This is a genomic window from Corynebacterium sp. KPL2825 (assembly GCF_037908445.1).
Classification (GTDB): domain Bacteria; phylum Actinomycetota; class Actinomycetes; order Mycobacteriales; family Mycobacteriaceae; genus Corynebacterium; species Corynebacterium kefirresidentii.
The window spans coordinates 15207-37134 of record NZ_JBBMGI010000002.1; the positions used below are offsets into that span (position 1 = coordinate 15207).

Here is a 21928-nt window from a genome sequence, read left to right on the forward strand (position 1 = left end):
GCATAAGGCCACAGCGCGTTAACATCACAGTGATGGACGAGCGCCCAGCTAGGGCGCACTGAGCTGTTTTAATCAAGAAGTAAGTCGAAAGGGCGTACGTGGCAGCCACTGAATCTTCAGACCAGGCACTCGGCGAGGGCGAAAACGCCGCCGGGGCATCTACTCCTGCAAAGAAGACCGCCAAGAAGACGGCAAAGAAAACCGCGAAGAAGACGGCTAAAAAGACGGCCAAGAAGACCGCTAAGAAAACAGCCAAAAAGACTGCGAAAAAGACCGCTAAGAAGTCGGCCAAGAAGACCACTAAAAAGTCTGCTAAGAAGGCCACGAAGAAGACGGTCCGCAAGTCCGCGGCGAAAAAGCAGGAATCCCCCGCTGAGTCCGAAAAGCAAGCACAGCCGGAGGTAGATGAAGAGCTCGACGAGGACGAGCACGACGAAGACGTCGACTTCGATCCCACCAATGCGGACATCGAGGAAGATGATGACTTCGCAGGCGGTGAAGACCTCGAGGACGAGGACCTCGAAGAGGACTTGGACGAAGACGATGAGGACGATGACGAAGAAGAGGACTCCTCCTCCGTCTGGGACGAGGAAGAATCCGCTGCACTGCGTCAGGCACGCAAGGATGCGCAGCTGACTGCCTCTGCTGACTCCGTTCGTGCCTACCTCAAGCAGATTGGTAAGGTGGCCCTGCTCAACGCCGAGCAAGAGGTTTCCTTGGCCAAGCGCATCGAGGCTGGTCTTTACGCACAGCACCGCATGGATGAGATGGAAAAAGCCCGCGCCGAAGGCGATAAGGCCGCTAAGCTCTCCCCCATGGAAAAGCGCGACCTGCGCAGCATCGCCCGCGATGGCCGCAAGGCCAAAAACCACCTGTTGGAGGCGAACCTGCGTCTGGTGGTTTCCTTGGCAAAGCGCTACACCGGCCGCGGCATGGCTTTCTTGGACCTCATCCAAGAAGGCAACTTGGGACTTATCCGCGCTGTGGAGAAGTTCGACTACACCAAGGGCTATAAGTTCTCTACTTACGCCACGTGGTGGATCCGCCAGGCTATTACCCGCGCCATGGCTGATCAGGCTCGTACCATCCGCATCCCGGTCCACATGGTGGAAGTCATCAACAAGCTGGGCCGTATCCAGCGCGAGTTGCTGCAGGACCTGGGCCGCGAGCCTACCCCGCAGGAGCTGGCAAAGGAGATGGATATCACCGAGGAAAAGGTGCTCGAAATCCAGCAGTACGCCCGCGAGCCCATTTCCTTGGATCAGACCATTGGCGACGAAGGCGACTCCCAGTTGGGTGACTTCATCGAGGACTCCGAAGCCGTTATTGCGGTCGACGCTGTCTCCTTCACTTTGCTGCAGGATCAGCTCCAAGACGTGCTGACCACCCTCTCCGAGCGCGAAGCCGGTGTGGTGCGCCTGCGCTTCGGCTTGACCGATGGCATGCCGCGCACTTTAGACGAAATCGGCCAAGTCTACGGCGTTACCCGCGAGCGCATTCGCCAGATCGAATCCAAGACCATGTCGAAGCTGCGCCACCCCTCTCGCTCCCAGGTATTGCGCGATTATCTCGACTAATCGTTTTACGTGGACAAGAACAAAGCCCGCACCTTTCTGGTGCGGGCTTTTGCGTAGCTGCCCTCAGGCGGTTGTGGCCAAACTACCACTTGCGCAGGTATTCGATGCGCTCGCGTAGCTGCTCAGCGTTGCACAGCGCGGTGGGCGGTCCACCGCAGGCCTTGCGGACCTCGGTGTGAATAGCACCGTGGGGGCGGCCAGAGCGTTGGGCGGCGATAGAAACCACCGTGTTGAGCTCCTTGCGCAGCTGGCCTAGCTCATCGACGACTCCGGTATCGCTTGACTCAGCTTCCACAGCCTTTTTCCGCGAGGCCGGGGCATAGTCCATGCCATAGAGCTTGCGACGGTGAGCCTCCTCGGCCTCAGCCGCGCGCCGCGCCTTTTCCTCCGCCTCGCGGCGGTCCATTTCCTCAGATTGCTTCTTGCGCAGCAGGTCCTTGACTTGTTCCGCATCGAGCAATCCGGGAATACCAAGGAAATCGGCTTCTTCATCCGTGGTCATGTCCCCAGTGTTGAACTGAGAACCGTTATAAAGCAGGCCCGAGAACTCTGCCTCGGCACCAAGCGACTCATAAGACTTCTCCAGCATGTCCGGTTCGGTCTTCTTCTGATTCGCTTGCTCTAGCAGCTCATCGTCCCAGCCCTCCTTGTCCGGCTTTTCCTCACCCAAAACGTGATCGCGGGACTTTTCCATATTTTCGGCCAAGCCCAGCAAGACAGGCACCGAGGGAAGGAAAACGGACGCCGTCTCCCCCGGCATGCGCGAGCGCACAAAACGGCCAATGGCTTGGGCGAAAAATAGTGGGGTCGATGCGGACGTCGCATACACGCCCACTGCTAGGCGCGGGACGTCCACTCCCTCAGACACCATGCGCACCGCCACCATCCACTCATCGGTGGACTCAGAAAATTCCTGAATGCGGTCCGAGGAGCCGGGATCATCAGACAAAATCACCGACACCGGAGTATTGGACAGCTGTTTGAGGATCTTGGCGTACGCGCGTGCGGTCGTCGTATCCGATGCCAACACGAGGCCACCGGCATCCGGCATATTGCGCCGCATTTGCATGAGCCGGGTATGCGCTGCCTGCAGAACTGCAGGGATCCATTCGCCCTTGGGGTCCAACGCGGTGCGCCACGCACGGGCGGTTTGCTCCGCATTCATAATGTCACCCAAGCGCGCGGCATGTTCCTCGCCAGCCGAATCCCGCCAGCGGGCCTCGCCGGAGTAAGAGAGGAAGACAACGGGGCGCACGACGCCGTCGGCAAGCGCATCGCCATAGCCATAGGTATGGTCCGAGCGGGATACCTTGTGCCCCTCCCCATCGTCTACATACTGAACAAATGGGATGGGCGAGTCATCGGAACGGAACGGAGTACCCGTCAGCGCCAAGCGATGGTTAACGTCGTCATATGCTTCCTTGACACCATCACCCCAGCTCTTGGCATCACCGGCGTGGTGAATCTCATCCAGGATCACCAAAGTGCGCCGAGCAGAAGCCACCGCGCGGTGCTTAAAGGGGTGCATTCCTACCTGCGCATAGGTCACCACAATGCCATCCATCGAAGGATTGACCGCGGAAGAATTGCTAAACGCAGGATCCAACGCCAAACCTACTCGCGCGGCAGCACTAGACCACTGGGTCTTAAGGTGTTCGGTGGGCACCACCACGATGACGCGCTCGACCGTGCGGTCTTCCATGAGCTCGGTTGCGATGCGCAGGGCGAAGGTAGTCTTTCCGGCGCCCGGGGTCGCCACCGCCATGAAGTCCTGCGGCTTAGTGGCGAGGAATTTATCGAGGGCGGATTGCTGCCAGGCGCGAAGGTTAGTCTTTTTAAAAGTCCTCACTTGCGGCGCAGACCCTTATACATACGCTCACAATCGGGGCACACCGGAGAACCCGGCTTTGCCTGCTTGGTCACCGGGAAGGTCTCGCCGCACAAGGCAACGACATACTTGCCGTTGACCGCGGAATCGAGGATGTGATCCTTTTTGACGTAATGGAAGAACTTCGGCGTGTCATTATCCGTCGTCGAAGTGTCTTCACGAATATCTGGCCGTTCAATTGTCTTCGTAGTCGTAGTCACGCCCTCCATTTTGCCGCATCGGCATCGAACTTTGCGAGTCAGGCGGCTACCCTTGGAGAACATGTACACGTCATGCTCGCCAGCCACTGCGCCCCACTCCCCTTATCGAGGGAACTCCGACGCACACGAGGGGAGCCGAGTCTAGGTTGTTTGGCAAAAAAGAGCGCTACCTCATCACAGATGCCAAGCTCACGCCTGGCCAGGACCGCAAGCGCCGCGAAATTCGGTACGGAATCTTCCAGTTTTTGCGCGTTCCTTCCCTACTCATCGCCGGCTATTTCCTTTATATGCATTGGTGGCTGTTAGCCGCAATCGTTGTGGGCGTGACTTTTCCCCTCCCGTGGATCGCCGTGGTAATTGGCAACGGCCGGGGAGAAAAGAAGGATAAGCGCGAAAAGAACGTGTACAAGCCAGCCATGAACCGGCAGCTTTATAGCCAAGCCCACGCCCCACAGGTATCCGGCGGCACCGCCCGGCCCATTGAGGCACACCACGACATCATCGATCACGAAGAAGAGTAAAGGATTCCTGCCCACATGACGACCGCTTTTGGCCCCGACTTTGATGCCCCCGCGCTAGCCAAGCTGGCCCCTGAGCTTTCCGACGTCTTTACCGCCGCCGGTTTTACTACCGATGGCGTGGCCGGGTACCTAGGGCCGGAGGTTACTGAAGCCCTATTCCGCGGCGAGCCGGCACCTGTTTCGCTAGCCGCGCACAGCGAATCTCAGATGGACTTGTTGATCCGCTTTTTCCTCCTGCACGAGCACCTGCCTGCCACGCTTTTGGGTGAGGCCGTAGGAGCGCGCCTGGCTACCCAGTTGCTGGATGCCAAGGTTGCGCTTGCCGACGCCCACGGCATGGCCTACATTGCCCTCGACATCCGCCCCCACACCATCGTGGGCGCTAACCGGCTCATCTTCTCCGACGTCGATGCCTCCCTCGTGGATCACGTACCCGGCCCTGACCATGTGCTGGGAGTAGGCGCGGCGAGTCTCTCTTTGCTGCAGTCCACGCCAGTAAGTCCAGTCAGCAGCGTTCTCGATCTGGGCACCGGCTCGGGTGTTCAATTGCTGGGGCAAATCGAATGCGCAGAAAAAATCACCGCGACCGATGTGCATGAGCGTGCCTTGGATTTGGCCACGGCCACCATCGCGGCCGCTGGTGAGGGCGACAAAGTGGAATTGCTCCCTGGGTCATGGTTTGAGCCCGTAGCTGGTCGCCGCTTTGACCGTCTAGTAGCTAACCCGCCTTTTGTTGTAGGCCTTCCCGAAGTGGGCCACGTCTACCGCGATTCCGGATTAAACCTCGACGGAGCCAGTGAATTGGTTGCCTCTCAAGCCACCGATCACCTGACGCCCGGCGGAACCGCTCACCTTCTGGCTGCATGGGTACACACCAGTGGCGAAACATGGCAGCAACGCGTTGCTTCCTGGTTGCCGGATAAAGGGATCGCCGCCTGGGTCATTCAGCGCGACGTTGCCGATCCCGCACTTTATGTGTCCACCTGGCTCGAAGATGAATCCCTCGATATTCGCTCCCCTGAGGGGCAAGAGCGCTCTCGCGCCTGGCTCGAACATTTCCAGGAACACGAAGTAAACGGCATTGGTTTTGGTTTCGTAGCTATTCAACGCATCGGTGACGATGAGCCTGCAGATATCTTGGCCGAAGAAATGCCGCAGGCCTTCAGCGATCCGCTTGGCCCCGAAGTGGAAGAATACTTTGCCCGTGTGGCGTGGCTGCGCGATCTTGTGCCGGGAGAACTGCAGGGAAAGCACTTCCAAGTAAGGCCCGGCTTGGCACGCGAAGATATCAGCACCCCAGATGAAGATTTGGGACAGGGATTCACCCGCGCCGCCTTGCGCCTAACCCGCACAGACGGCCCGCGTTGGAGCCACGAGGTAGATGAACACATTGCCGCAATTGTCGCTGGTCTCAACCCACAGGGTCTGAACCTAGAAGAGACAATTGGGCTGTATGCGGCGGCGCACGGATTCGATGAGGAAGAACTCACCGCCGCTGCCCTCCCTGCAGTCATCGATATGGTCCGCCACGGTCTGCTTATCCCAGCAGATCTCCTCTTGGACACCGGTTCAACGAACCTTAGCTGATACCGCATTTTCAACCCACTGGATAGATAAGGAGAAGTAAGCGGTGCGCGCAGTTTTGACTCGAGTTTCAGAGGCCACAGTAACCGTCGATGGAGAGACCGTCGGGGCCATTGATTGTCCCGATACCGGCGGTCTTCTCGCGCTCGTCGGCGTCTCGCGCGAGGATATGGATGATTGGCAGCCTCGAGCAGAGAAAATGGCGCGCAAAATTGCAGAACTGCGCATTCTTGACGGCGAGGTCTCGGTGCTCGATGCCGCAGCTCCGGTACTAGTAGTGAGCCAATTTACTTTGTATGGTCGCACTGCCAAGGGGCGACGCCCTTCATGGGCGGATGCCGCGCCAGGTCCGGAAGCTGAGCCGGTTGTTTCAACGATTATCAACCACCTCAAGGAACGCGGCGTGTCAGTAGAAACAGGCCAATTCGGGGCTAAAATGCGCGTCTCTTCTGTAAATGAAGGCCCTTTCACCGTTTTAGTTGAGACGTAATTTGCGCGCCCTTCTCCCGCCCCAACGATCCTCAAAACGTATTAAGCAGGACTTTCATTAGAGCACTTGTGACTGGTGCCACTCTCGGTGAAATTATATGGAACAAGCCATAAAGAACGGCAGATTGCAAATTTTTCGAGAGTGATAAATGCCCTACCTGTAGTGCAATAATTTATTATCATCCTGCAAGTTTCTGTTCTATACTGAAGGCACAGCGAAGCAAAAGGGCTGGACAAGCAGGATGAGAGAACTTTTCTCAAGGTCCTACTAACGCAAAGTTGAATGAGAATTTTTTTCTCAGTCACGGTTGCAGAAGCCCAAACGCTTCGGCCGACCAACTAGATGTAGGAAAGAAAATGTCCCACTCACTCAAGCGGCGCAATTCAGCCCAGCACCCAGAAAACAGGGCAGAAATGCCCGAAACCCCCAAGACAGCCGCACCGGCTCCTGGCATCGACACCCCCTTCGATGGCCAGAAGGGCGCACCGAAGTGGAATAAGGAAGACACCGTATGGATGCTCTCCCTGTTCGGCACCGCCATCGGCGCCGGTGTCCTCTTCCTCCCCATCAACGCCGGTATCGGCGGTATCATCCCGCTGCTCATCATGACGGTCGTAGCACTGCCTATGACCTACTGGGCTCACCGCGGAATGACCCGCTTGGTACTGTCCAGCTCCAAGCCAGACGGTGACCTCACGGACGTCGTCGAAGAGCACTTTGGCAAGAAGGCCGGTGTTCTCATGAACATCCTGTACTTCCTGTCGGTCTACCCCATCCTGCTGGTTTACTCAGTCACCATCACCAACACGGTCAACTCCTTCCTGGAGCACCAGCTCGGCGTTACCCCGCCGCACCGCTGGCTAACCTCTCTCTTGCTCGTTGGTGGACTCATCTTGATTGTCCGCATGGGCAAGGACGTCGTGGTTCACGTCATGTCCTACCTGGTATACCCGTTCATCGGCATCCTGGTTCTCCTTTCCCTTTACCTCATCCCGAAGTGGAACACCGCACTCTTCGATTCCTTTGACCTAAACGTTGCTCGCGAAGCCTCTGGTCACGGCATGGGCGTTACCCTGATGCTCTTGGTTCCGGTTATGGTCTTCTCCTTCAACCACTCCCCGATGATTTCTTCCTTCGCCGTTGACCGCCGCCAGACCTACGGCAAGTTCGCAGAAGCCAAGTCCCGCAAGACCCTGCTCCGCGCTGAGATCCTCATGGTCGTCGTGGTTATGTTCTTCGTCTTCTCCTGCGCCCTGAGCCTCTCCCCGGCTGATATGGCAGAAGCTAAGGCACAAAACATCACCATCTTGTCCTACCTGGCCAACCACTTCGATACCCCACTTATCCAGTGGATTGCTCCTATCATCGCCATGATTGCAGTTGCTAAGTCCTTCCTTGGCCACTACCTCGGCGCAGCCGAAGGCTTCGAGGGTCTCATCGTCAAGGGCAGCAAGAACGCAAGCAAGGATGACGCACAGTCGGCTCACAAGCTCGACACCATCACCCTCATCTTCATGCTGGTTACCGCTTGGCTCGTCGCTTGGGCTGACCCGTCCATCCTGGGCATGATTGAAACCCTGTGTGGTCCAACGATTGCCATCATGCTCTTCATCATCCCGATGGTCGCTATCCACAAGGTTCCTGCTCTCCAGCGCTACAAGGGCAAGGCTTCCAACTACTTCGTCTTCTTCATGGGCCTCGTCGCCCTAGCAACCATCATCTACTCCATCGTCCACGCCTTCTAAGCACCGCCGTAGACGAGAAATTCGCAGAGGATTCAAGGAAAGAACAATGTTCATCAGCATCTTCGATATGTTCAAGATTGGTATCGGCCCCTCAAGCTCACACACCCTAGGGCCAATGAAGGCCGGCAAGGCTTTCGTAGACGAGCTCAAGGAAAAAGACCTCTTTGACAAGGTCACTCGAGTGCAGGCAAATGTCTACGGTTCCCTCTCCCTCACGGGTATCGGCCACTCCACCGACAAGGCCATCCTCCTCGGCTTGGCCGGTGAAGAGCCAGAGACCGTTGATATCGACGGCATCTCCGAATTCATGAAGAACGTCCGCAGCAGCGAGAAGCTCATGCTGGGCGGCACCCACGAGGTAGAATTCCCCAAGGACGGCGGCTTCTTCTTCCACGACGAATACCTCCCGATGCACGAAAATGGTATGTGTCTTATCGCCTTCGCCGGCGAAGAAAACATCCTGCACAAGACCTACTACTCGGTCGGCGGCGGTTTCATCGTCAAGCAGGAAGACTTTGCAAAGCGGCAGGACGTCAAGGTTGATATCCCCTTCCCATATGCCAGCGCTGCAGAAATGCTCGAACTGTGCGAAAAGAACGATATGACCCTCCCCGAGCTGGGCTTGGCCAACGAATTGGCACTGCGCTCTGAAAATGAGGTCAATGAGCACCTGCGCAAGGTTCGCGATGTCATGTACACCGGCATCAAGCGCGGTTCCTCCACCGATGGTCCGCTGCCTGGTTCCCTGCTCGTTCCGCGTCGCGCGGCTGCCCTTAAGCGTCGTCTTGAGCAGTCCGAACCGCACGATGGTTTGAACATCCTCAGCTGGGTAAACATGTTTGCACTGGCTATCTCCGAAGAGAATGCAGCCTGCGGCCGCGTTGTTACCGCTCCTACGAACGGCGCCTGTGGTGTCGTCCCCGCAGTCCTGGCTTACTACGACAAGTTTGTCGAGCCAGTTACCACGGAGATGTTCGCTGACTACATCTTCGCCTGCAACCAGATTGCTTCCCTGTACAAGATGAACGCTTCCATCTCTGGCGCTGAGGTCGGCTGCCAAGGTGAAGTTGGTGTGGCGTGCTCCATGGCTGCCGGCGGACTCGCCCAGCTCATGGGCGCTACCCCAGAGCAGGTATGCATCGCAGCTGAGATTGGCATGGAACACAAGCTTGGCTTGACCTGTGACCCAGTCCTCGGACAGGTTCAGGTACCCTGCATTGAGCGTAACGCCGTTGCTGCGGTCGACTCCATCACCAGTGCTCGCATGGCGCTAGAGCGTGAGAGCAAGCCGTGTGTTTCTTTGGACGAAGTCATCTGGACCATGTACAAGACTGGTAAGGATATGAATGCCAAGTACAGGGAGACCTCACAAGGTGGTCTGGCCCTAGCAGTTCACCCACCAGTCCCGGTGTGTGGATAAAGAACACCCTGTAATGAAGCGATGAGCCGGGTGAGCACAGCGCTAAGCCGCTAGTGTTCACCCGGCTTTCTTCGGACTATTCCCTTTCTTCCACCGAGTCGCTTCCATGTGGTACCTTCGCTATAACCTGACAGGAATTAAAGGACATGCTTCAGCTAATGAATTTTCCTAGCGGCAGTGCCTCCGAAGAAAACTTCCTCGAGCAGTATATTCCCCTCGTCGAATTCCTCGGTAAGGCAATGGGCCCCAACACCGAAATCGTCCTCCACGATCTCGACGTTCCCGATAAATCCATCATGGCCATCGCCAATGGGCACATCTCCGGCCGGCAACTTGGCGGCCCGGTGACCGACTTCGCTCTATGGTTTATGAAACAGGGCGATGCCGCAGCAATCCCCATGATGACCGGCTACCGCGCCGTCAATGCGGAAGGCAAGATTTGCCGCTCCTCTAGCTACTTCATCCGAGACGACTCCGGGCATATGCGCGGCATGCTGTGCATCAATGTTGATGTATCCGAATTAGTACACATTCGCGATGCGGCCGCAGCACTCATCGGCAAGGCCGATGATCCCGCATTCGATAAGTCAAAGGCTTTCGGCGGCTACCCAGGTGAAACTGAGCTACCCAACCGCCCCGTTGCAGTACCAGACCCAGTTCCAGATAAGGAACCGGTAGAGGAAGAAGCGGACAAGGAAGGAGTCAGCGAGTCTTTGCGTTCCAACGTGGAACACCTTCTGGACTCAATGTTGGACTCCGCCATTTCTAACCAAAACACCCCTGCCCCTCGCATGCAGCGCGAGGAGCGCCTCGAGGTGGTCTCAGATTTGGAGGATGCGGGATTCTTCCTTCTTAAGGGAGGAATTGCCGCAGCGGCAGAGCGGCTAGGTGTTTCCGAACCCACCATTTACCGCTATCTCGTACAGGTACGCGGATAGTACTCCTACGTACCTGCCCCATCGCAGAGCGCGGCGTTCTCCGTGGCACATCTCCCCCGAAAAGGTGGAGTCGTACCACGGGGAACGCCGCGTTTTATCAATTCTTTCCACATTGGGAACTAAATCTCTAAAGACTCCGTTGTACCTTGTGAAACCGGCGACAAATTCAGGAGGCTTCACTATGACGAAGACATCTGCCACCACCGCCAAGGGCGCTTCAGCTGCCACTACTAATGAAGAACAGGAAGTAGATCGCGGTTCTCGCCGCAACCAAACCAACGACAACCCCTCTGCCGACCTCGTTCGTGTTTATCTCAACGGCATTGGCAAGACCGCATTGCTCAGCGCGGAAGATGAGGTAGAACTCGCTCAGGCCATCGAAGTTGGACTGTACGCGGAGTACAAGCTCAATAACGCTGAAAAGCTCACCCGTGCAGAAAAGCGTGACCTTAAAATCCTCGCCCGCGAAGGCAAAAAGGCACGCTCCCACCTGCTTGAAGCCAACCTGCGCCTCGTGGTCTCGCTGGCAAAGCGCTACACCGGCCGCGGTATGCCACTGCTGGATCTCATCCAGGAGGGAAACCTCGGCCTCATCCGCGCGATGGAAAAGTTCGATTACGCCAAGGGCTTTAAATTCTCCACCTATGCCACGTGGTGGATCCGCCAGGCAATTACCCGCGGCATGGCTGACCAGTCTCGCACCATTCGCCTCCCAGTCCACTTGGTAGAACAGGTCAACAAGCTGTCCCGCATTAAGCGCGAGATGTATCAATCCCTGGGCCGTGAAGCTACCAATGAAGAGCTTTCGGAGGAATCAGGCATTGACGAAAACAAGATTGAGATGCTGCTGCGCCAGTCGCGCGACCCAGTCTCTCTCGATATGCCGGTAGGTACCGATGAAGAAGCTCCTTTGGGTGACTTCATTGAAGACGCCGAAGCTACCGATGCAGAAACCGCGGTCGTAGCCTCCATGCGCCATTCCGATATTCGCGGAGTGATTGACACCTTGGAAAAGCGCGAGCAGGACGTAATTCGTCTGCGCTACGGCCTCGATGATGGTGTTCCGCGCACCTTGGATCAGATTGGTCGCCGCTTCGGTCTTTCGCGCGAACGTGTACGCCAAATTGAGCGCGAAGTTATGGCAAAGCTGCGCGATGGCAACCGCGCCGATCGCCTGCGCGAGTACGCTCTTTAATCTGGGCTGGCAGCGCTCCGCGCCCAGTCCCCCTCCCCGAGTCCATTCGGCACAATACTGCCACGGGCTCGGGGTTTGGCGTTAGAAAGGCAGCGGCTTAGTTCGACGCGGCGAGCAAGGGCTTAGGTAGGCTAATCTGGACTGCAGAGTCTAGAAAGCGCTTTCCCGTCCTTGGTCGGGAGATTAGCCGCGAAACTGTATTCACACAGAAAGGTATGCCCACGTGAGGGACCTAGTTGATACAACGGAGATGTATCTACGCACCATCTACGAGCTAGAGGAAGAAGGTATTACTCCCCTTCGCGCCCGCATCGCGGAGCGTTTGGAGCAGTCTGGGCCTACGGTTTCTCAAACTGTAGCTCGCATGGAACGCGACGGCCTTTTGCACGTGCGTACCGACCGCAGTTTGGATCTCACGGACAAGGGCCGCGACCTGGCTACCGCAGTCATGCGCAAGCACCGTTTGGCAGAGCGTTTGCTTACCGACGTCCTCGGGCTCGACATCGCAAAAGTTCACGACGAGGCCTGCCGTTGGGAGCATGTGATGAGCGAAGAAGTAGAAAAACGCATGGTCGCGGTTCTCGATGATCCAACCCGGTCACCATTCGGCAACCCTATCCCGGCGCTGTCTGCACTGGGCTTCGATGCTCCGCAGCCGGACCAGGGCACCCGCGCAGTCGATCTCCCCAATGGTGAGGAGGTCTCCGCCACCGTCATCCAGGTCAATGAGATTTTGCAGGTTGATGATGGCACCTTCCAGGAACTCACCGCTGCCGGAATCCGCGTGGGAGCAAAGGTATCGGTAGTCAATAACAGCGGCACGATTACGTTGTCGACACCGGATGGCGGCAGCGTCGTGCTTTCCGACGACTTGGCGCACGCAGTGCGCGTGGAGGTATAACCATGAAACTTCTTGTCACCGGTGGCGCCGGCTATGTCGGCAGCGTGTGCGCCGCTGTATTGGTCGAACAAGGCCATGATGTAACCATCATTGACAATTTCTCCACCGGAAACCGCGAAGCCGTTCCAGAAACAGCCCGCGTCGTCGAGGGCGACGTGGCGGATAAGGCCGCCGAGGTCCTGGGAGAAGGTGGTTTCGAGGGTGTCATCCACTTCGCGGCGCGCTCGTTGGTGGGCGAATCCGTGGAAAAGCCCGATGAGTATTGGCAGCACAATGTCGTTACTACCCTGACGCTGCTCAATGCCATGCGGGATAACGAGGTCAAAAATCTCGTCTTCTCCTCCACCGCTGCAACCTACGGTGAGCCGGACCAAGTGCCGATTACAGAGGATATGCCAACCCAGCCCACCAATCCCTATGGTGCAACCAAGCTTGCCATCGACTACATGATCACCTCTTTCGCCCACGCCTATGGATTGGGGGCGACCTCCCTGCGCTACTTCAATGTGGCTGGAGCCTACGGAAACATCGGTGAGAACCGCGAGGTAGAAACCCACCTCATCCCCATCGTGTTGCAGGTGGCCTTGGGCCACCGCGATAAGATCTTCATGTTCGGTGATGACTGGGATACCGCAGACGGCACCCCAGTGCGTGACTATATCCATATCCGTGATCTGGCCGATGCCCATGTGCTTGCTCTCGAATCCAATGAATCTGGTAGTCACCGCATTTACAACCTGGGTTCTGGTGATGGCTACTCCGTCAAGCAGGTCATTGAGATGTGCCGCAAGGTCACCGGCCACGACATTCCTGCTGAGGTGGCTCCGCGCCGCGCAGGCGACCCCGCCACCCTCATCGCTTCCTCAGAGAAGATCAAGCGGGAGCTCGGATGGAGCCCCACCCGCACGGATCTGGAAACGATCGTTACCGATGCATGGAATTTCACCCGCCAACTAGGTGATAAGGCACATTCAGCGAAGCGGGCCTAGCCTCCAAAGCTACTTTGCGGGGCATCAGCGCCAAGCCCCGCCGCTTCGCGGGCTAACTCACAGCCATGGCAGAGGCTCGTGACCAACCGCCTTCCCATGCCGCTGCGATACCCCTGCGCTATGAGGCGCCCCAAATTATGATGGGGCGCCTCTTCTACTAGTACAGAAAGCGCCGGACCCGCATAAATTCCGAATTCATGGGATACCTGGCTAGCTGCGTATAAGGCTAGGGCGTTATAGCGGATGGACCCCTGGAATGTACGTGCCACCGCTAGGAGGAGGTCCCCTGCTTCCCGCGGCGCAGACACCAGCTCTGTGATGACCAGGTCACGGGTCCACGTGGTAGACATCCACATGGCTGCTGCACACAGCAATTCCTCATTTTCCAAAGTCTCCTCCAGCGATTCCACCTCACTGAGCACGAAGCGGACATCAGCGATAAGGCGCTTGACCACCTGCACTGGATCTGAAGTTTGGTAACCGCGCCCGGCGCGCAGTTGGCGGGCGATTTCTCTGCAGCATCGCTCCATTGCGCTAATTTCTTCTTTCCCAAAGTATGGGTTGTGGTCCTTAAAACGCTGAACCAAGTCATTGCGGCTGAGTTCAGGAAGCATGCCATTATTCACGCACTCACGCATGGAGTGGCTCGTCGATATGGCGGGAATGGTTCCTTCCATCCAATTCTGCATCGGGCCCTCGCCGTCCTCGGACGCGTGGCCAAAAATAAGGTCGTAGGCGGTATCAGTAGATAGCTCTTCGGCCAGCCAACAGGCGTCAATGCCCACACCAGAGCGATCCTGAAAGCGGTAGAGGGAGTGCATGATATCCCATAGATCTTCTTCTTGGCGTTGAGAGAGAACGAAACCAAAGATGCTTTCGGGGTTGCCGCAGTGAAATGCATCCATCACTTCTTGCAAGGCGGCAGGGACATCGTTCAGATTGAGGCGAGCTACCGGCCCCATACTGAATCCGCGTGGGCTGGGCTGGATGGAAATGAGGATGACTGATTCGGAGGGGAAGAATCCGAGAATTCCTGGGATATTGGCGAGGATATCGCCGGGCGTACGAATGGGCTGAGTTGGTGTTGAGATGTTCATGGCCCCAGCTTCAGCCACGCGCGCAACCATGTATAGGACAAGCATCGAGAAGTGGTAAGAATCTGGGGATAGGCGGGGTGAGGGGGCGTCGGCAGGCGGCTTGTCCACACCCCGCCCGGGATTGCGCTGGCAATGTGCGGCGGTTTGGGGCACAATCAGTTATTTAACCTCCCAGTGCGCGCGGGAATACTGAGCCCGCCTGCGGCGTTGGGGTAGGTAAGAAAGCAAGGAGGTAACACAACATGCACGAAGAAGATCGCCGCATGTATGAGCTGGAGTATCCAGCCCCGGTGATTAGGGATGATTCCGGTGACGGACAAGGCCCCACCATGATTGTTGCCATGCACGGCTATGCAGACGCCGGCCAGGCCATCGAGGCTAGTGCGGACCACTTGAAGGCAGCTTTGGAAGGCCGCCAACTGGCCTCGTTTAACTCTGATGAGCTGATTGATTACCGCTCGCGCCGGCCAGCTGTCACCATCGATAAGGATCGGGCGCTAGAAATTGAATCGATGGACCTGGGTATCAAGGTCCTGCGCGATAATTCCGGCAAAACCTTCCTACTACTGTCTGGCCCAGAGCCCGACATGCGCTGGGAGGCTTTTACCACTGCTGTGGTCAAGCTGGTGGAAAAGTTCAATATCAATGACACCATCATGCTCTATGCCGCACCTATGCCAGTTCCGCACACCCGCCCCACGGTGGTCACTGCGCATGGCACTTCCTCCCGTCTGACTGAGCATATGTTGTCGATGGATTCCACCATGATGGTCCCAGGCTCTGCTGCACTGTATCTGGAAAAGGCACTGGCGGAGAAGCAGCGCACCGTAGCCGGATATACCGTCCACGTGCCGCATTATCTTGCGGCTTCGCCCTACCCGCAAGCCACTTTCCAGTTATTGAATTCGGTAGCTCGGGCTGCGCACCTCAATATTCCTTTGGGCAGCATCGAGGCTGATATTTCCCGCGTAGAAAACCAACTGGAAGAACAAGTTGGTGGCTCGGATGAGATAGAAAGCGTGGTTCAGCAACTCGAGCAGCAGTATGACGCCTATATGGAGCGCTACCGCAAAGAACACCCGCAGGCTATCATGCCCGGCGAGGAAGCCGTGCCTACCGGCGAGGAAATCAGCGAGGAATTCCAAGCCTTCTTGGCTTCTTTGGATAAGGAAGAAAGCCAGCAGATCATTAACTCTGACATAGATGACCGCGAAGATTCCGCCGATGGCGAGGGCTCTCAAGCCGATAACGGCAAGGATGATCCAGATTCCGCTCAGGGCGATAGCGACTTAGGTGACGATATCTAACTAACCCACCCTCATCACCGCTAAGGTGGTGGGGGTGAACTTATCTCAGCTGCTGCCAGATTTATCGGAAGTGCCCGAGTCCCTCGTAGATGAGGCAATCTGGGATACCTTTACCTCGTGGACCACCGGCCGGGGCATTAATTTGTATCCAGCGCAGGAGGAGGCCTCGCTGGGGATCTTGGCCGGCGATAATGTCATCCTCGCTACCCCGACTGGCTCCGGAAAGTCCATGGTGGCCAATGCCGCACACTTTATCGCCTTGGCCCGTGGCCAGCGCAGTTTTTATACGGCACCCATCAAGGCTCTAGTAAGTGAGAAGTTCTTTGCTCTCTGCGATATCTTTGGCGCGGAAAATGTGGGCATGATGACTGGTGACGCCACCGTCAACGGCAATGCCCCCATAATCGCCGCTACGGCTGAGATTGTGGCTAATATTGCGCTTCGCGATGGCGCCGAGGCCAATATCGACCAGGTGGTGATGGACGAGTTCCACTACTACTCCGAACCGGACCGCGGCTGGGCCTGGCAGGTGCCGCTGCTGGAATTGTCCAACGCGCAGTTCTTGCTTATGTCCGCCACCCTGGGCGATACCACATGGTTGGAAGAAGACCTTAGCCGTCGTACCGGCCGCGCTACCGACCTGGTTGCTGGTACCACGCGCCCCGTGCCGCTGGATTTTTCCTATGTCTTTAGTGCGGTACACGAGACCATCGAAGAGCTCTTGGCCGATAAGAAGGCCCCCATCTACGTAGTGCACTTTTCCCAGCGGGAGGCCGCCGAGCGCGCCCAGGCGCTCACCTCGCTTTCGGGGATAATCACCAAAGAAGAAAAAGAGGCCATTGCCCAGGAAATCGGCGGCTTCCGTTTCACCACTGCCTTTGGCAAGGATCTATCTAAGTTGCTGCGCAAGGGTATTGGCATCCACCACGCGGGTATGCTGCCCAAGTACCGCCGCCTAGTAGAGCGTTTGGCACAAAAGGGCCTGCTCAAGGTTATCTGCGGCACCGATACCTTGGGCGTGGGCATTAACGTGCCTATCCGTACCGTACTCATGACGGGGCTGGCTAAGTTCGATGGACAGCGCCAGCGCATTTTGAAATCGCGCGAATTTCACCAGATTGCTGGGCGTGCCGGCCGCGCCGGCTATGACACCGAGGGCACCGTGGTGGTCGAGGCCCCCGAGCACGAGATCGAAAACGCTAAGGAACGCCGCCGCATCGGTGATGACCCCAAGCGCTTGAAGAAGCTAAAGAAAAAGTCCGCTCGAGAGGGCGAGGTTTCGTGGTCCGAAAAGACCTTTGCGCGCCTTACTGAGGCTGAGCCTGAGCAGCTGACGTCTCAATTCCGCGTCTCTAACTCGATGCTGCTTAATGTATTGGCGCGGCATGGCAACGGCTATGAACACATGCGCCATCTGCTGCGGGACAATCACGATAATCGCAGCAAGCAGAATAAGGACATTCTCACAGCCCTCGACCTTTTCCGCGGGCTGGTGGATTCTGGCGTAGTGCAAAAATCCACCAAGGGCTTGGATATCTACGGCCGACCCTATCATTTGGTGCGAGAACTCCCCCGCGATTTCGCGCTTAACCAACCGCTGGGACCATTCGCCCTAGCCGCGCTCTCGCTGCTGGATCCGGAGGCGGACACTTATAACTTGGACGTTATTTCCGTATTCGAGTCCATCCTGGATGACCCGCGTCAGGTGCTCATCGCCCAGCAGAAACAGCGCCGTGGCGAGGAAATTGCCGCGCTGAAGGCGGATGGAGTGGACTACACCGATCGTATGAATATCGTGGAGGATATCACCTGGCCCAAACCGCTCGAGGAGCTTTTGGAGCAGGCCTACGATACTTTTGCGGAGACTAATGCCTGGGTCAAGGAATTTGAGTTGCGCCCCAAGTCCGTAGTCCGGGACATGCTCGAAAATGCAATGACCTTCTCGGACTTGGTGGCCACCTACGGCTTAGCCCGCTCCGAGGGCGTGATTTTGCGTTACTTGACCGATGCCTGGCGTACCCTCAAGCAATCCATCCCCGATGAGTACAACACCCCGGAGCTCGAGGACATCGTCATCTGGCTGGGTGAGCTTATCCGCCAGGTGGATTCCTCGCTTGTCGACGAATGGGCGCAGATGGCCGGCGAAGACTCCCCCATCGACCAAGACACTGTGGACCGCGAGCTTGCCTTCGGCGTGGAGGACCCCACCGCTCTTACGGCCAATCGCCGCGCCTTTACCATTATGGTGCGCAATTACATGTTCCGTTTGGTGCAGCTTTTCGCGCTAGAAAAAGAAGACCGCTTGGCGGAGCTGCTCGATTACCTGGACGAGGTGCCGGGCTTCGGCGCTATCCTAGATGATTACTTCGATGAGTATGATGACATCGATTCCGGCCCCGAGGCCCGCGGCCCGGAGTTTTTCCGCCTAGGCGATACTGACTCGCGTGCGTGGTCCGTGCGCCAGATCATCAAGGACCCAGACGGCGACCACGCCTACCAGTTCGTCGCTACGGTAGATCTCGATGCCTCCGATGAGGCTGGCGAAGTCCGACTGTCGGACCTGCGCGTGGAGTACTAGCCAGCCAAAACGACAAAGCCGCCCTAGCTGCCACGCCCCGAGTGAGGGGGACGTCGGCAAGCGCGAGGGCGGCTAAAGGCCGGCTATTTTAGCGTGCGGCCTCAATCTGGACAGCCTGTGCCACAGCCTGAACCACGGCAGCGACCTTGACGGCCTCCCAGACCTGCTCCTTGCTCAGACCAGCCTCGTTGAGCTCGTGAGCGTGAGCACCCAGGCAGTGCTCGCAGCCATTGATGGCGGAGACTGCGGTATTCCACAGCTCGAAGTTGGCCTTGTCCACGCCTGGCTTGGAGATGATGTTCATGCGCAGGCCAAACTTTACCTGTGCGTAGTCATCGCCCAACCAGCCCTTGGCGCGGTAAGCAACGTTATTCATCGCCATGACGGTGGCTGCGCCGTAGGCTGCCTCGATAGCCTCCTCGGAGAGGTGCTCTTTTGCTTCCTCAGCGATTTCTGCCAGCACGGTGTCATTGCGGGTTGCTGCGGCCGATGCCAGCAGGCAGCCCCACAGCTGCTCTTCGTCCAAGTCCTTGGAACGGGTCAGCGCACCGAGGTTGAGCTTCTGGTCCTTGGCGTACTCCGGCAGTGCAGACTTCAGATTATCAATAGACATAGCTTTTCTCCTTTTAGGTTTTGATAGGAATTTACTGCGCTGGATTTAAAAGGAAACCCCGCCACGAAAGCGGGGTTAACCTGCATCTCAGTGAGATTTAGAGCGCGGACTGAACGACGTCCATCTTGTTGATGTTCTTGGTGGGGTCGTTCTTCTCCCAGTTGCAAGCGCAGACCTCTTCGGACTGCAGGGCGTCGAGCACGCGCAGAACCTCGTCTACGTTTCGGCCGACAGCATCCGGGGTAACGGAGACGAACTGGATAACACCATCCGGGTCGATGATGAAGGTAGCGCGGTCAGCAACACCATCAGCGTTTTCTACGCCCAGTGCGCGGATGAGGTCGTGGCGCACGTCAGAGAACATTGGGAATGGAACTTCCTTCAGCTCCGGGTGGGTTGCGCGCCAGTTGAAGTGAGCGAACTCGTTATCGGTGGAGCCGCCGAGGATCTGGGTATCGCGGTCCTGGAACTCCTCGTCCAGCTTGCCAAAGGCAGCGATCTCGGTCGGGCAGACGAAGGTGAAGTCCTTCGGGTAGAAGAAGACGACCTTCCACTTGCCCTCGTACTTGTCCAGGGATACCTGCTCGAAGTAGTCCTCCGGCTGGTTAGCGTTGACGTCGTGCAGATCGCCACCGGTCAGGGCAGTGAGGTTGAACTCTGGGAACTTCTCGCCGACGGTCAAAATAGGCATAGTCTTCAACTCCTTTAGCAAAGGCTTTTCCTCTAAGTTTCCTGCCGCTTGGCGTACAAGCAGCGGGGCCGGACCGTGTCCGGCCCAACACGATCAGTTATACCATCTTTTCGGCTCGCGTCAATAGCAAATCCTATAGGTGAGTGTTAGAGTGATAGGCATGCATAATAAAGAGTATCGCCCTACACTTGCTCAGCTGCGTACCTTCGTCACCGTTGCGGAAAACAAGCACTTTGGTACCGCAGCCGCCAAGCTCGAAATTTCCCAGCCCTCCCTCTCCCAGGGCCTCGTTGCCCTCGAGCAGGGCTTGGGCCTGCAGCTTATTGAGCGCTCCACCCGCAAGGTCATCGTCACCTCGGCTGGTGAGACCCTCCTCCCCTACGCCAAGGCAACGCTTGAAGCAGCCGATACCTTCCTCGCCCACGCTCGCGGCGCCAACGGCACCCTTGCCGGCCCACTAACGATCGGCGTTATCCCCACCATCGCCCCCTACATCCTCCCCGATCTGCTCTCCATGCTTGCCGAGGCCTACCCGGATCTCCAGCCGCGCTTCGTCGAGGAGCAAACCCAACACCTCATCACCCGCCTGCGCAACGGCAACCTGGACCTAGCCATCATGGCCCTTCCTTCCGAGGCCACCGGCATGGTCGATAGCCCGCTCTACACCGAGAAATTCTCCATTGTCTGCCCGCCCGATCACCCCATCGCCGGCCGTGAGGACGTCGAGCTTGCGGAACTCAAGGACCTGGATTTGCTGCTGCTTGACGACGGCCACTGCTTGCGCGACCAGGTAGTCGACCTTTGCCGCCACGCCAATATCAACCCGGCCGAGGCCACCAATTCGGTCACCCGCGCCTCCTCCCTGACCACCATCATGCAGCTGGTCATGGGCGGGCTGGGCTGCACCCTCGTCCCAGAATCCGCCCTGGCAACCGAATGCCACGGCAAGGATGTAGCCGTAGCCCACTTCGCCCCCGACGTCACAGCCGAACGCGAGGTCGGCCTCGTATTCCGCTCCTCCGCTGCCCGCGCCGAGGAATTCCGCGAATTCGGCACGCTCATCACCGCCGCCTATAACAAGGCGATTGAGCGCTCCCGGCAGTAATCGTTCACGGCAAGCCCCACGGGGGCGTCGCCAAGCACACCAAAGGCCACCGCCCCTAACTGGAACGGTGGCCTTTAACTGTGGTGCGCTACGCCTGCGGGAGAGTATTGCGCCCCGCGCACTGGCGGAACATGTGCGCCTGTGCCAAGAGCGTAACCGGATACGCCACGATAAGGCCGATGCCCAAAAGCAAGAAGCCGGCAACAATGATGAAAAAGTTCAAAATGGCAAGCAGCAACATCTGGCCATAGTTGTCCTTGCCTGCCTTAAAGCCATTCTTTACTGCTTCGCCAACGCCATCGCCGTCAGCCGCAAACCACTGCATCAGTGAGAAAAGTGGTTGAATAAAGAAACTAATCACCAAAAGTACGCCCATGATGCCCATGACGCTTAATACTGCCGCAACTGCTTCTTCCTCCGTGAGATTCTCGGCGTCACCAAGCAGCCCAGTGACGGTTCCACCTACTACAGAGAATACAATGAACATCGACACCGCCCCGATGACGAGCATGATGACCAGCGGCTGCCACCAACGCACGTTCTTAAACAGGTAGCCCCAACCGGTGCGAGAGTCATCAATCTGGAAAAGCGCCAGGCGCATAACTACCAGCGACAAAACAAGGCTTAGGACAGTCGAAATGAGTTGAGAGACCAAAGAGCCTGCGGTTGCCTGACCCGCGCCGGAGTCGCCCGCCGCATTGATGCCAGCTGCAATAACAACAAAAACAATGCCTAGCGCAAAAAGCGCTAGAGATCCCAAAATCCACAGCTTCCAATTGCTAAAGACGGTCCTAAACGCCCAAGAAACGACGTCTACGGCAGAGACCTTGCCGGTATATGGGCGCTGGCCTGCTTGGTAGCCCACATAGCCCTGGGTGTTTTCTTCATGGCTTCCGCCATAGGACGGAAGCTGTCCGTAGTTTGGTCGGTCCTCGGGGTGATCGGTCGGTTCGTAGCGCGGAAAATCATCATTTCCACCCGAATACGGGTTCGTCATAACCGGGGTTCCTCCTTAAGGAATGCGAATCAGTGCATGGATAAGTATTTTCACTTTAACAACTTTTCCTCATTTCAGGCGGGCAGGTAAAC

At 57.3% G+C, this 21928-nt stretch carries 19 protein-coding genes; 13 read left to right on the forward strand and 6 right to left on the reverse strand.

The window, feature by feature from the left end; genetic code table 11:
• Window positions 1–98 precede the first annotated feature (98 nt).
• Window positions 99–1577: an RNA polymerase sigma factor gene (locus WMQ00_RS01670; RefSeq protein WP_023021401.1), complete on the forward strand. Its 1479-nt coding sequence runs from the start codon at window positions 99–101 to the stop codon at window positions 1575–1577.
• A gap of 82 nt (window positions 1578–1659) precedes the next feature.
• Here WMQ00_RS01670 and WMQ00_RS01675 read toward each other — a convergent pair whose 3' ends face one another.
• Window positions 1660–3426, reverse strand: coding sequence for a DEAD/DEAH box helicase (locus WMQ00_RS01675; protein ID WP_023027865.1), 1767 nt, complete (start codon window positions 3424–3426; stop codon window positions 1660–1662).
• Entirely contained in the window at window positions 3423–3674 is a 252-nt protein-coding gene (locus WMQ00_RS01680; protein WP_340440655.1) for a DUF3039 domain-containing protein, read from the reverse strand. The genes WMQ00_RS01675 and WMQ00_RS01680 overlap by 4 nt, the downstream gene beginning before the upstream one ends.
• 137 nt (window positions 3675–3811) lie before the next feature.
• Between WMQ00_RS01680 and WMQ00_RS01685 the strand changes: the two genes are divergently transcribed.
• The 9 genes from WMQ00_RS01685 to galE all read left to right on the forward strand — a co-directional run bounded on the left by WMQ00_RS01685 (window position 3812) and on the right by galE (window position 13448).
• A complete protein-coding gene (locus tag WMQ00_RS01685; RefSeq protein ID WP_316328361.1) occupies window positions 3812–4186 on the forward strand; it encodes a DUF3099 domain-containing protein in 375 nt (124 codons plus the stop codon).
• Between the two features lie 15 nt (window positions 4187–4201).
• Window positions 4202–5773, forward strand: coding sequence for a DUF7782 domain-containing protein (locus WMQ00_RS01690; RefSeq protein WP_200288972.1), 1572 nt, complete (start codon window positions 4202–4204; stop codon window positions 5771–5773).
• 43 nt (window positions 5774–5816) lie between these two features.
• Window positions 5817–6260 carry a D-aminoacyl-tRNA deacylase gene (gene dtd / locus WMQ00_RS01695; RefSeq protein ID WP_200288971.1) on the forward strand — a complete coding sequence of 148 codons (444 nt, stop codon included), beginning with the start codon at window positions 5817–5819 and terminating at the stop codon, window positions 6258–6260.
• A 356-nt stretch (window positions 6261–6616) separates the two neighbouring features.
• Window positions 6617–8005 carry an HAAAP family serine/threonine permease gene (locus WMQ00_RS01700; RefSeq protein WP_200288970.1) on the forward strand — a complete coding sequence of 463 codons (1389 nt, stop codon included), beginning with the start codon at window positions 6617–6619 and terminating at the stop codon, window positions 8003–8005.
• Window positions 8006–8051: 46 nt separating this feature from the next.
• Complete coding sequence (locus WMQ00_RS01705) at window positions 8052–9425, forward strand: L-serine ammonia-lyase (protein WP_023021394.1); 1374 nt, start codon at window positions 8052–8054, stop codon at window positions 9423–9425.
• A 146-nt stretch (window positions 9426–9571) separates the two neighbouring features.
• Window positions 9572–10363 (forward strand): helix-turn-helix transcriptional regulator, encoded by a 792-nt coding sequence (locus WMQ00_RS01710; RefSeq protein ID WP_023021393.1) that lies wholly within the window; start codon window positions 9572–9574, stop codon window positions 10361–10363.
• 181 nt (window positions 10364–10544) lie between these two features.
• Window positions 10545–11558, forward strand: a complete 1014-nt coding sequence (locus WMQ00_RS01715) for a sigma-70 family RNA polymerase sigma factor (protein WP_023021392.1) — start codon at window positions 10545–10547, stop codon at window positions 11556–11558.
• A gap of 223 nt (window positions 11559–11781) precedes the next feature.
• Window positions 11782–12459: a metal-dependent transcriptional regulator gene (locus tag WMQ00_RS01720; protein ID WP_023021391.1), complete on the forward strand. Its 678-nt coding sequence runs from the start codon at window positions 11782–11784 to the stop codon at window positions 12457–12459.
• Window positions 12460–12461: 2 nt separating this feature from the next.
• Window positions 12462–13448 (forward strand): UDP-glucose 4-epimerase GalE, encoded by a 987-nt coding sequence (gene galE / locus WMQ00_RS01725; protein WP_248098650.1) that lies wholly within the window; start codon window positions 12462–12464, stop codon window positions 13446–13448.
• Here the strand turns inward: galE and WMQ00_RS01730 are convergent.
• On the reverse strand, window positions 13445–14545 hold the full coding sequence (locus WMQ00_RS01730; RefSeq protein WP_340440606.1) for a DUF4192 domain-containing protein: 1101 nt from the start codon (window positions 14543–14545) through the stop codon (window positions 13445–13447). The genes galE and WMQ00_RS01730 overlap by 4 nt on opposite strands.
• Window positions 14546–14787: 242 nt before the next feature.
• On the opposite strand from WMQ00_RS01730, the gene WMQ00_RS01735 reads away from it, so the two are divergent.
• A complete protein-coding gene (locus WMQ00_RS01735; protein ID WP_049361226.1) occupies window positions 14788–15852 on the forward strand; it encodes a proteasome assembly chaperone family protein in 1065 nt (354 codons plus the stop codon).
• A gap of 34 nt (window positions 15853–15886) precedes the next feature.
• Window positions 15887–18430 carry a DEAD/DEAH box helicase gene (locus WMQ00_RS01740; RefSeq protein ID WP_200288967.1) on the forward strand — a complete coding sequence of 848 codons (2544 nt, stop codon included), beginning with the start codon at window positions 15887–15889 and terminating at the stop codon, window positions 18428–18430.
• A gap of 88 nt (window positions 18431–18518) precedes the next feature.
• Here the strand turns inward: WMQ00_RS01740 and WMQ00_RS01745 are convergent, their stop codons facing one another.
• Both WMQ00_RS01745 and WMQ00_RS01750 read right to left on the reverse strand, forming a co-directional pair.
• Window positions 18519–19043 (reverse strand): carboxymuconolactone decarboxylase family protein, encoded by a 525-nt coding sequence (locus tag WMQ00_RS01745; RefSeq protein WP_049361224.1) that lies wholly within the window; start codon window positions 19041–19043, stop codon window positions 18519–18521.
• Between the two features lie 97 nt (window positions 19044–19140).
• Window positions 19141–19734: a peroxiredoxin gene (locus tag WMQ00_RS01750; protein WP_023021385.1), complete on the reverse strand. Its 594-nt coding sequence runs from the start codon at window positions 19732–19734 to the stop codon at window positions 19141–19143.
• Window positions 19735–19894: 160 nt separating this feature from the next.
• On the opposite strand from WMQ00_RS01750, the gene WMQ00_RS01755 reads away from it, so the two are divergent.
• Complete coding sequence (locus tag WMQ00_RS01755) at window positions 19895–20839, forward strand: hydrogen peroxide-inducible genes activator (RefSeq protein WP_200288966.1); 945 nt, start codon at window positions 19895–19897, stop codon at window positions 20837–20839.
• 88 nt (window positions 20840–20927) lie between these two features.
• Here the strand turns inward: WMQ00_RS01755 and WMQ00_RS01760 are convergent, their stop codons facing one another.
• Window positions 20928–21836, reverse strand: a complete 909-nt coding sequence (locus WMQ00_RS01760) for a hypothetical protein (protein WP_340440607.1) — start codon at window positions 21834–21836, stop codon at window positions 20928–20930.
• Between the last annotated feature and the right edge of the window lie 92 nt (window positions 21837–21928).

Excerpts from the sequence above, each read along its gene's own strand:
- WMQ00_RS01700 (WP_200288970.1), top strand. The coding sequence starts at position 6,617 with ATGTCCCACTCACTCAAGCGGCGCAATTCAGCCCAGCACCCAGAAAAC.
- WMQ00_RS01680 (WP_340440655.1), bottom strand. The coding sequence starts at position 3,674 with ATGGAGGGCGTGACTACGACTACGAAGACAATTGAACGGCCAGATATT.
- WMQ00_RS01745 (WP_049361224.1), bottom strand. The coding sequence starts at position 19,043 with ATGTCTATTGATAATCTGAAGTCTGCACTGCCGGAGTACGCCAAGGAC.
- WMQ00_RS01760 (WP_340440607.1), bottom strand. The coding sequence starts at position 21,836 with ATGACGAACCCGTATTCGGGTGGAAATGATGATTTTCCGCGCTACGAA.
- WMQ00_RS01710 (WP_023021393.1), top strand. The coding sequence starts at position 9,572 with ATGCTTCAGCTAATGAATTTTCCTAGCGGCAGTGCCTCCGAAGAAAAC.
- WMQ00_RS01715 (WP_023021392.1), top strand. The coding sequence starts at position 10,545 with ATGACGAAGACATCTGCCACCACCGCCAAGGGCGCTTCAGCTGCCACT.
- WMQ00_RS01730 (WP_340440606.1), bottom strand. The coding sequence starts at position 14,545 with ATGAACATCTCAACACCAACTCAGCCCATTCGTACGCCCGGCGATATC.
- WMQ00_RS01750 (WP_023021385.1), bottom strand. The coding sequence starts at position 19,734 with ATGCCTATTTTGACCGTCGGCGAGAAGTTCCCAGAGTTCAACCTCACT.
- WMQ00_RS01735 (WP_049361226.1), top strand. The coding sequence starts at position 14,788 with ATGCACGAAGAAGATCGCCGCATGTATGAGCTGGAGTATCCAGCCCCG.
- galE (WP_248098650.1), top strand. The coding sequence starts at position 12,462 with ATGAAACTTCTTGTCACCGGTGGCGCCGGCTATGTCGGCAGCGTGTGC.
- WMQ00_RS01755 (WP_200288966.1), top strand. The coding sequence starts at position 19,895 with ATGCATAATAAAGAGTATCGCCCTACACTTGCTCAGCTGCGTACCTTC.
- WMQ00_RS01705 (WP_023021394.1), top strand. The coding sequence starts at position 8,052 with ATGTTCATCAGCATCTTCGATATGTTCAAGATTGGTATCGGCCCCTCA.
- WMQ00_RS01690 (WP_200288972.1), top strand. The coding sequence starts at position 4,202 with ATGACGACCGCTTTTGGCCCCGACTTTGATGCCCCCGCGCTAGCCAAG.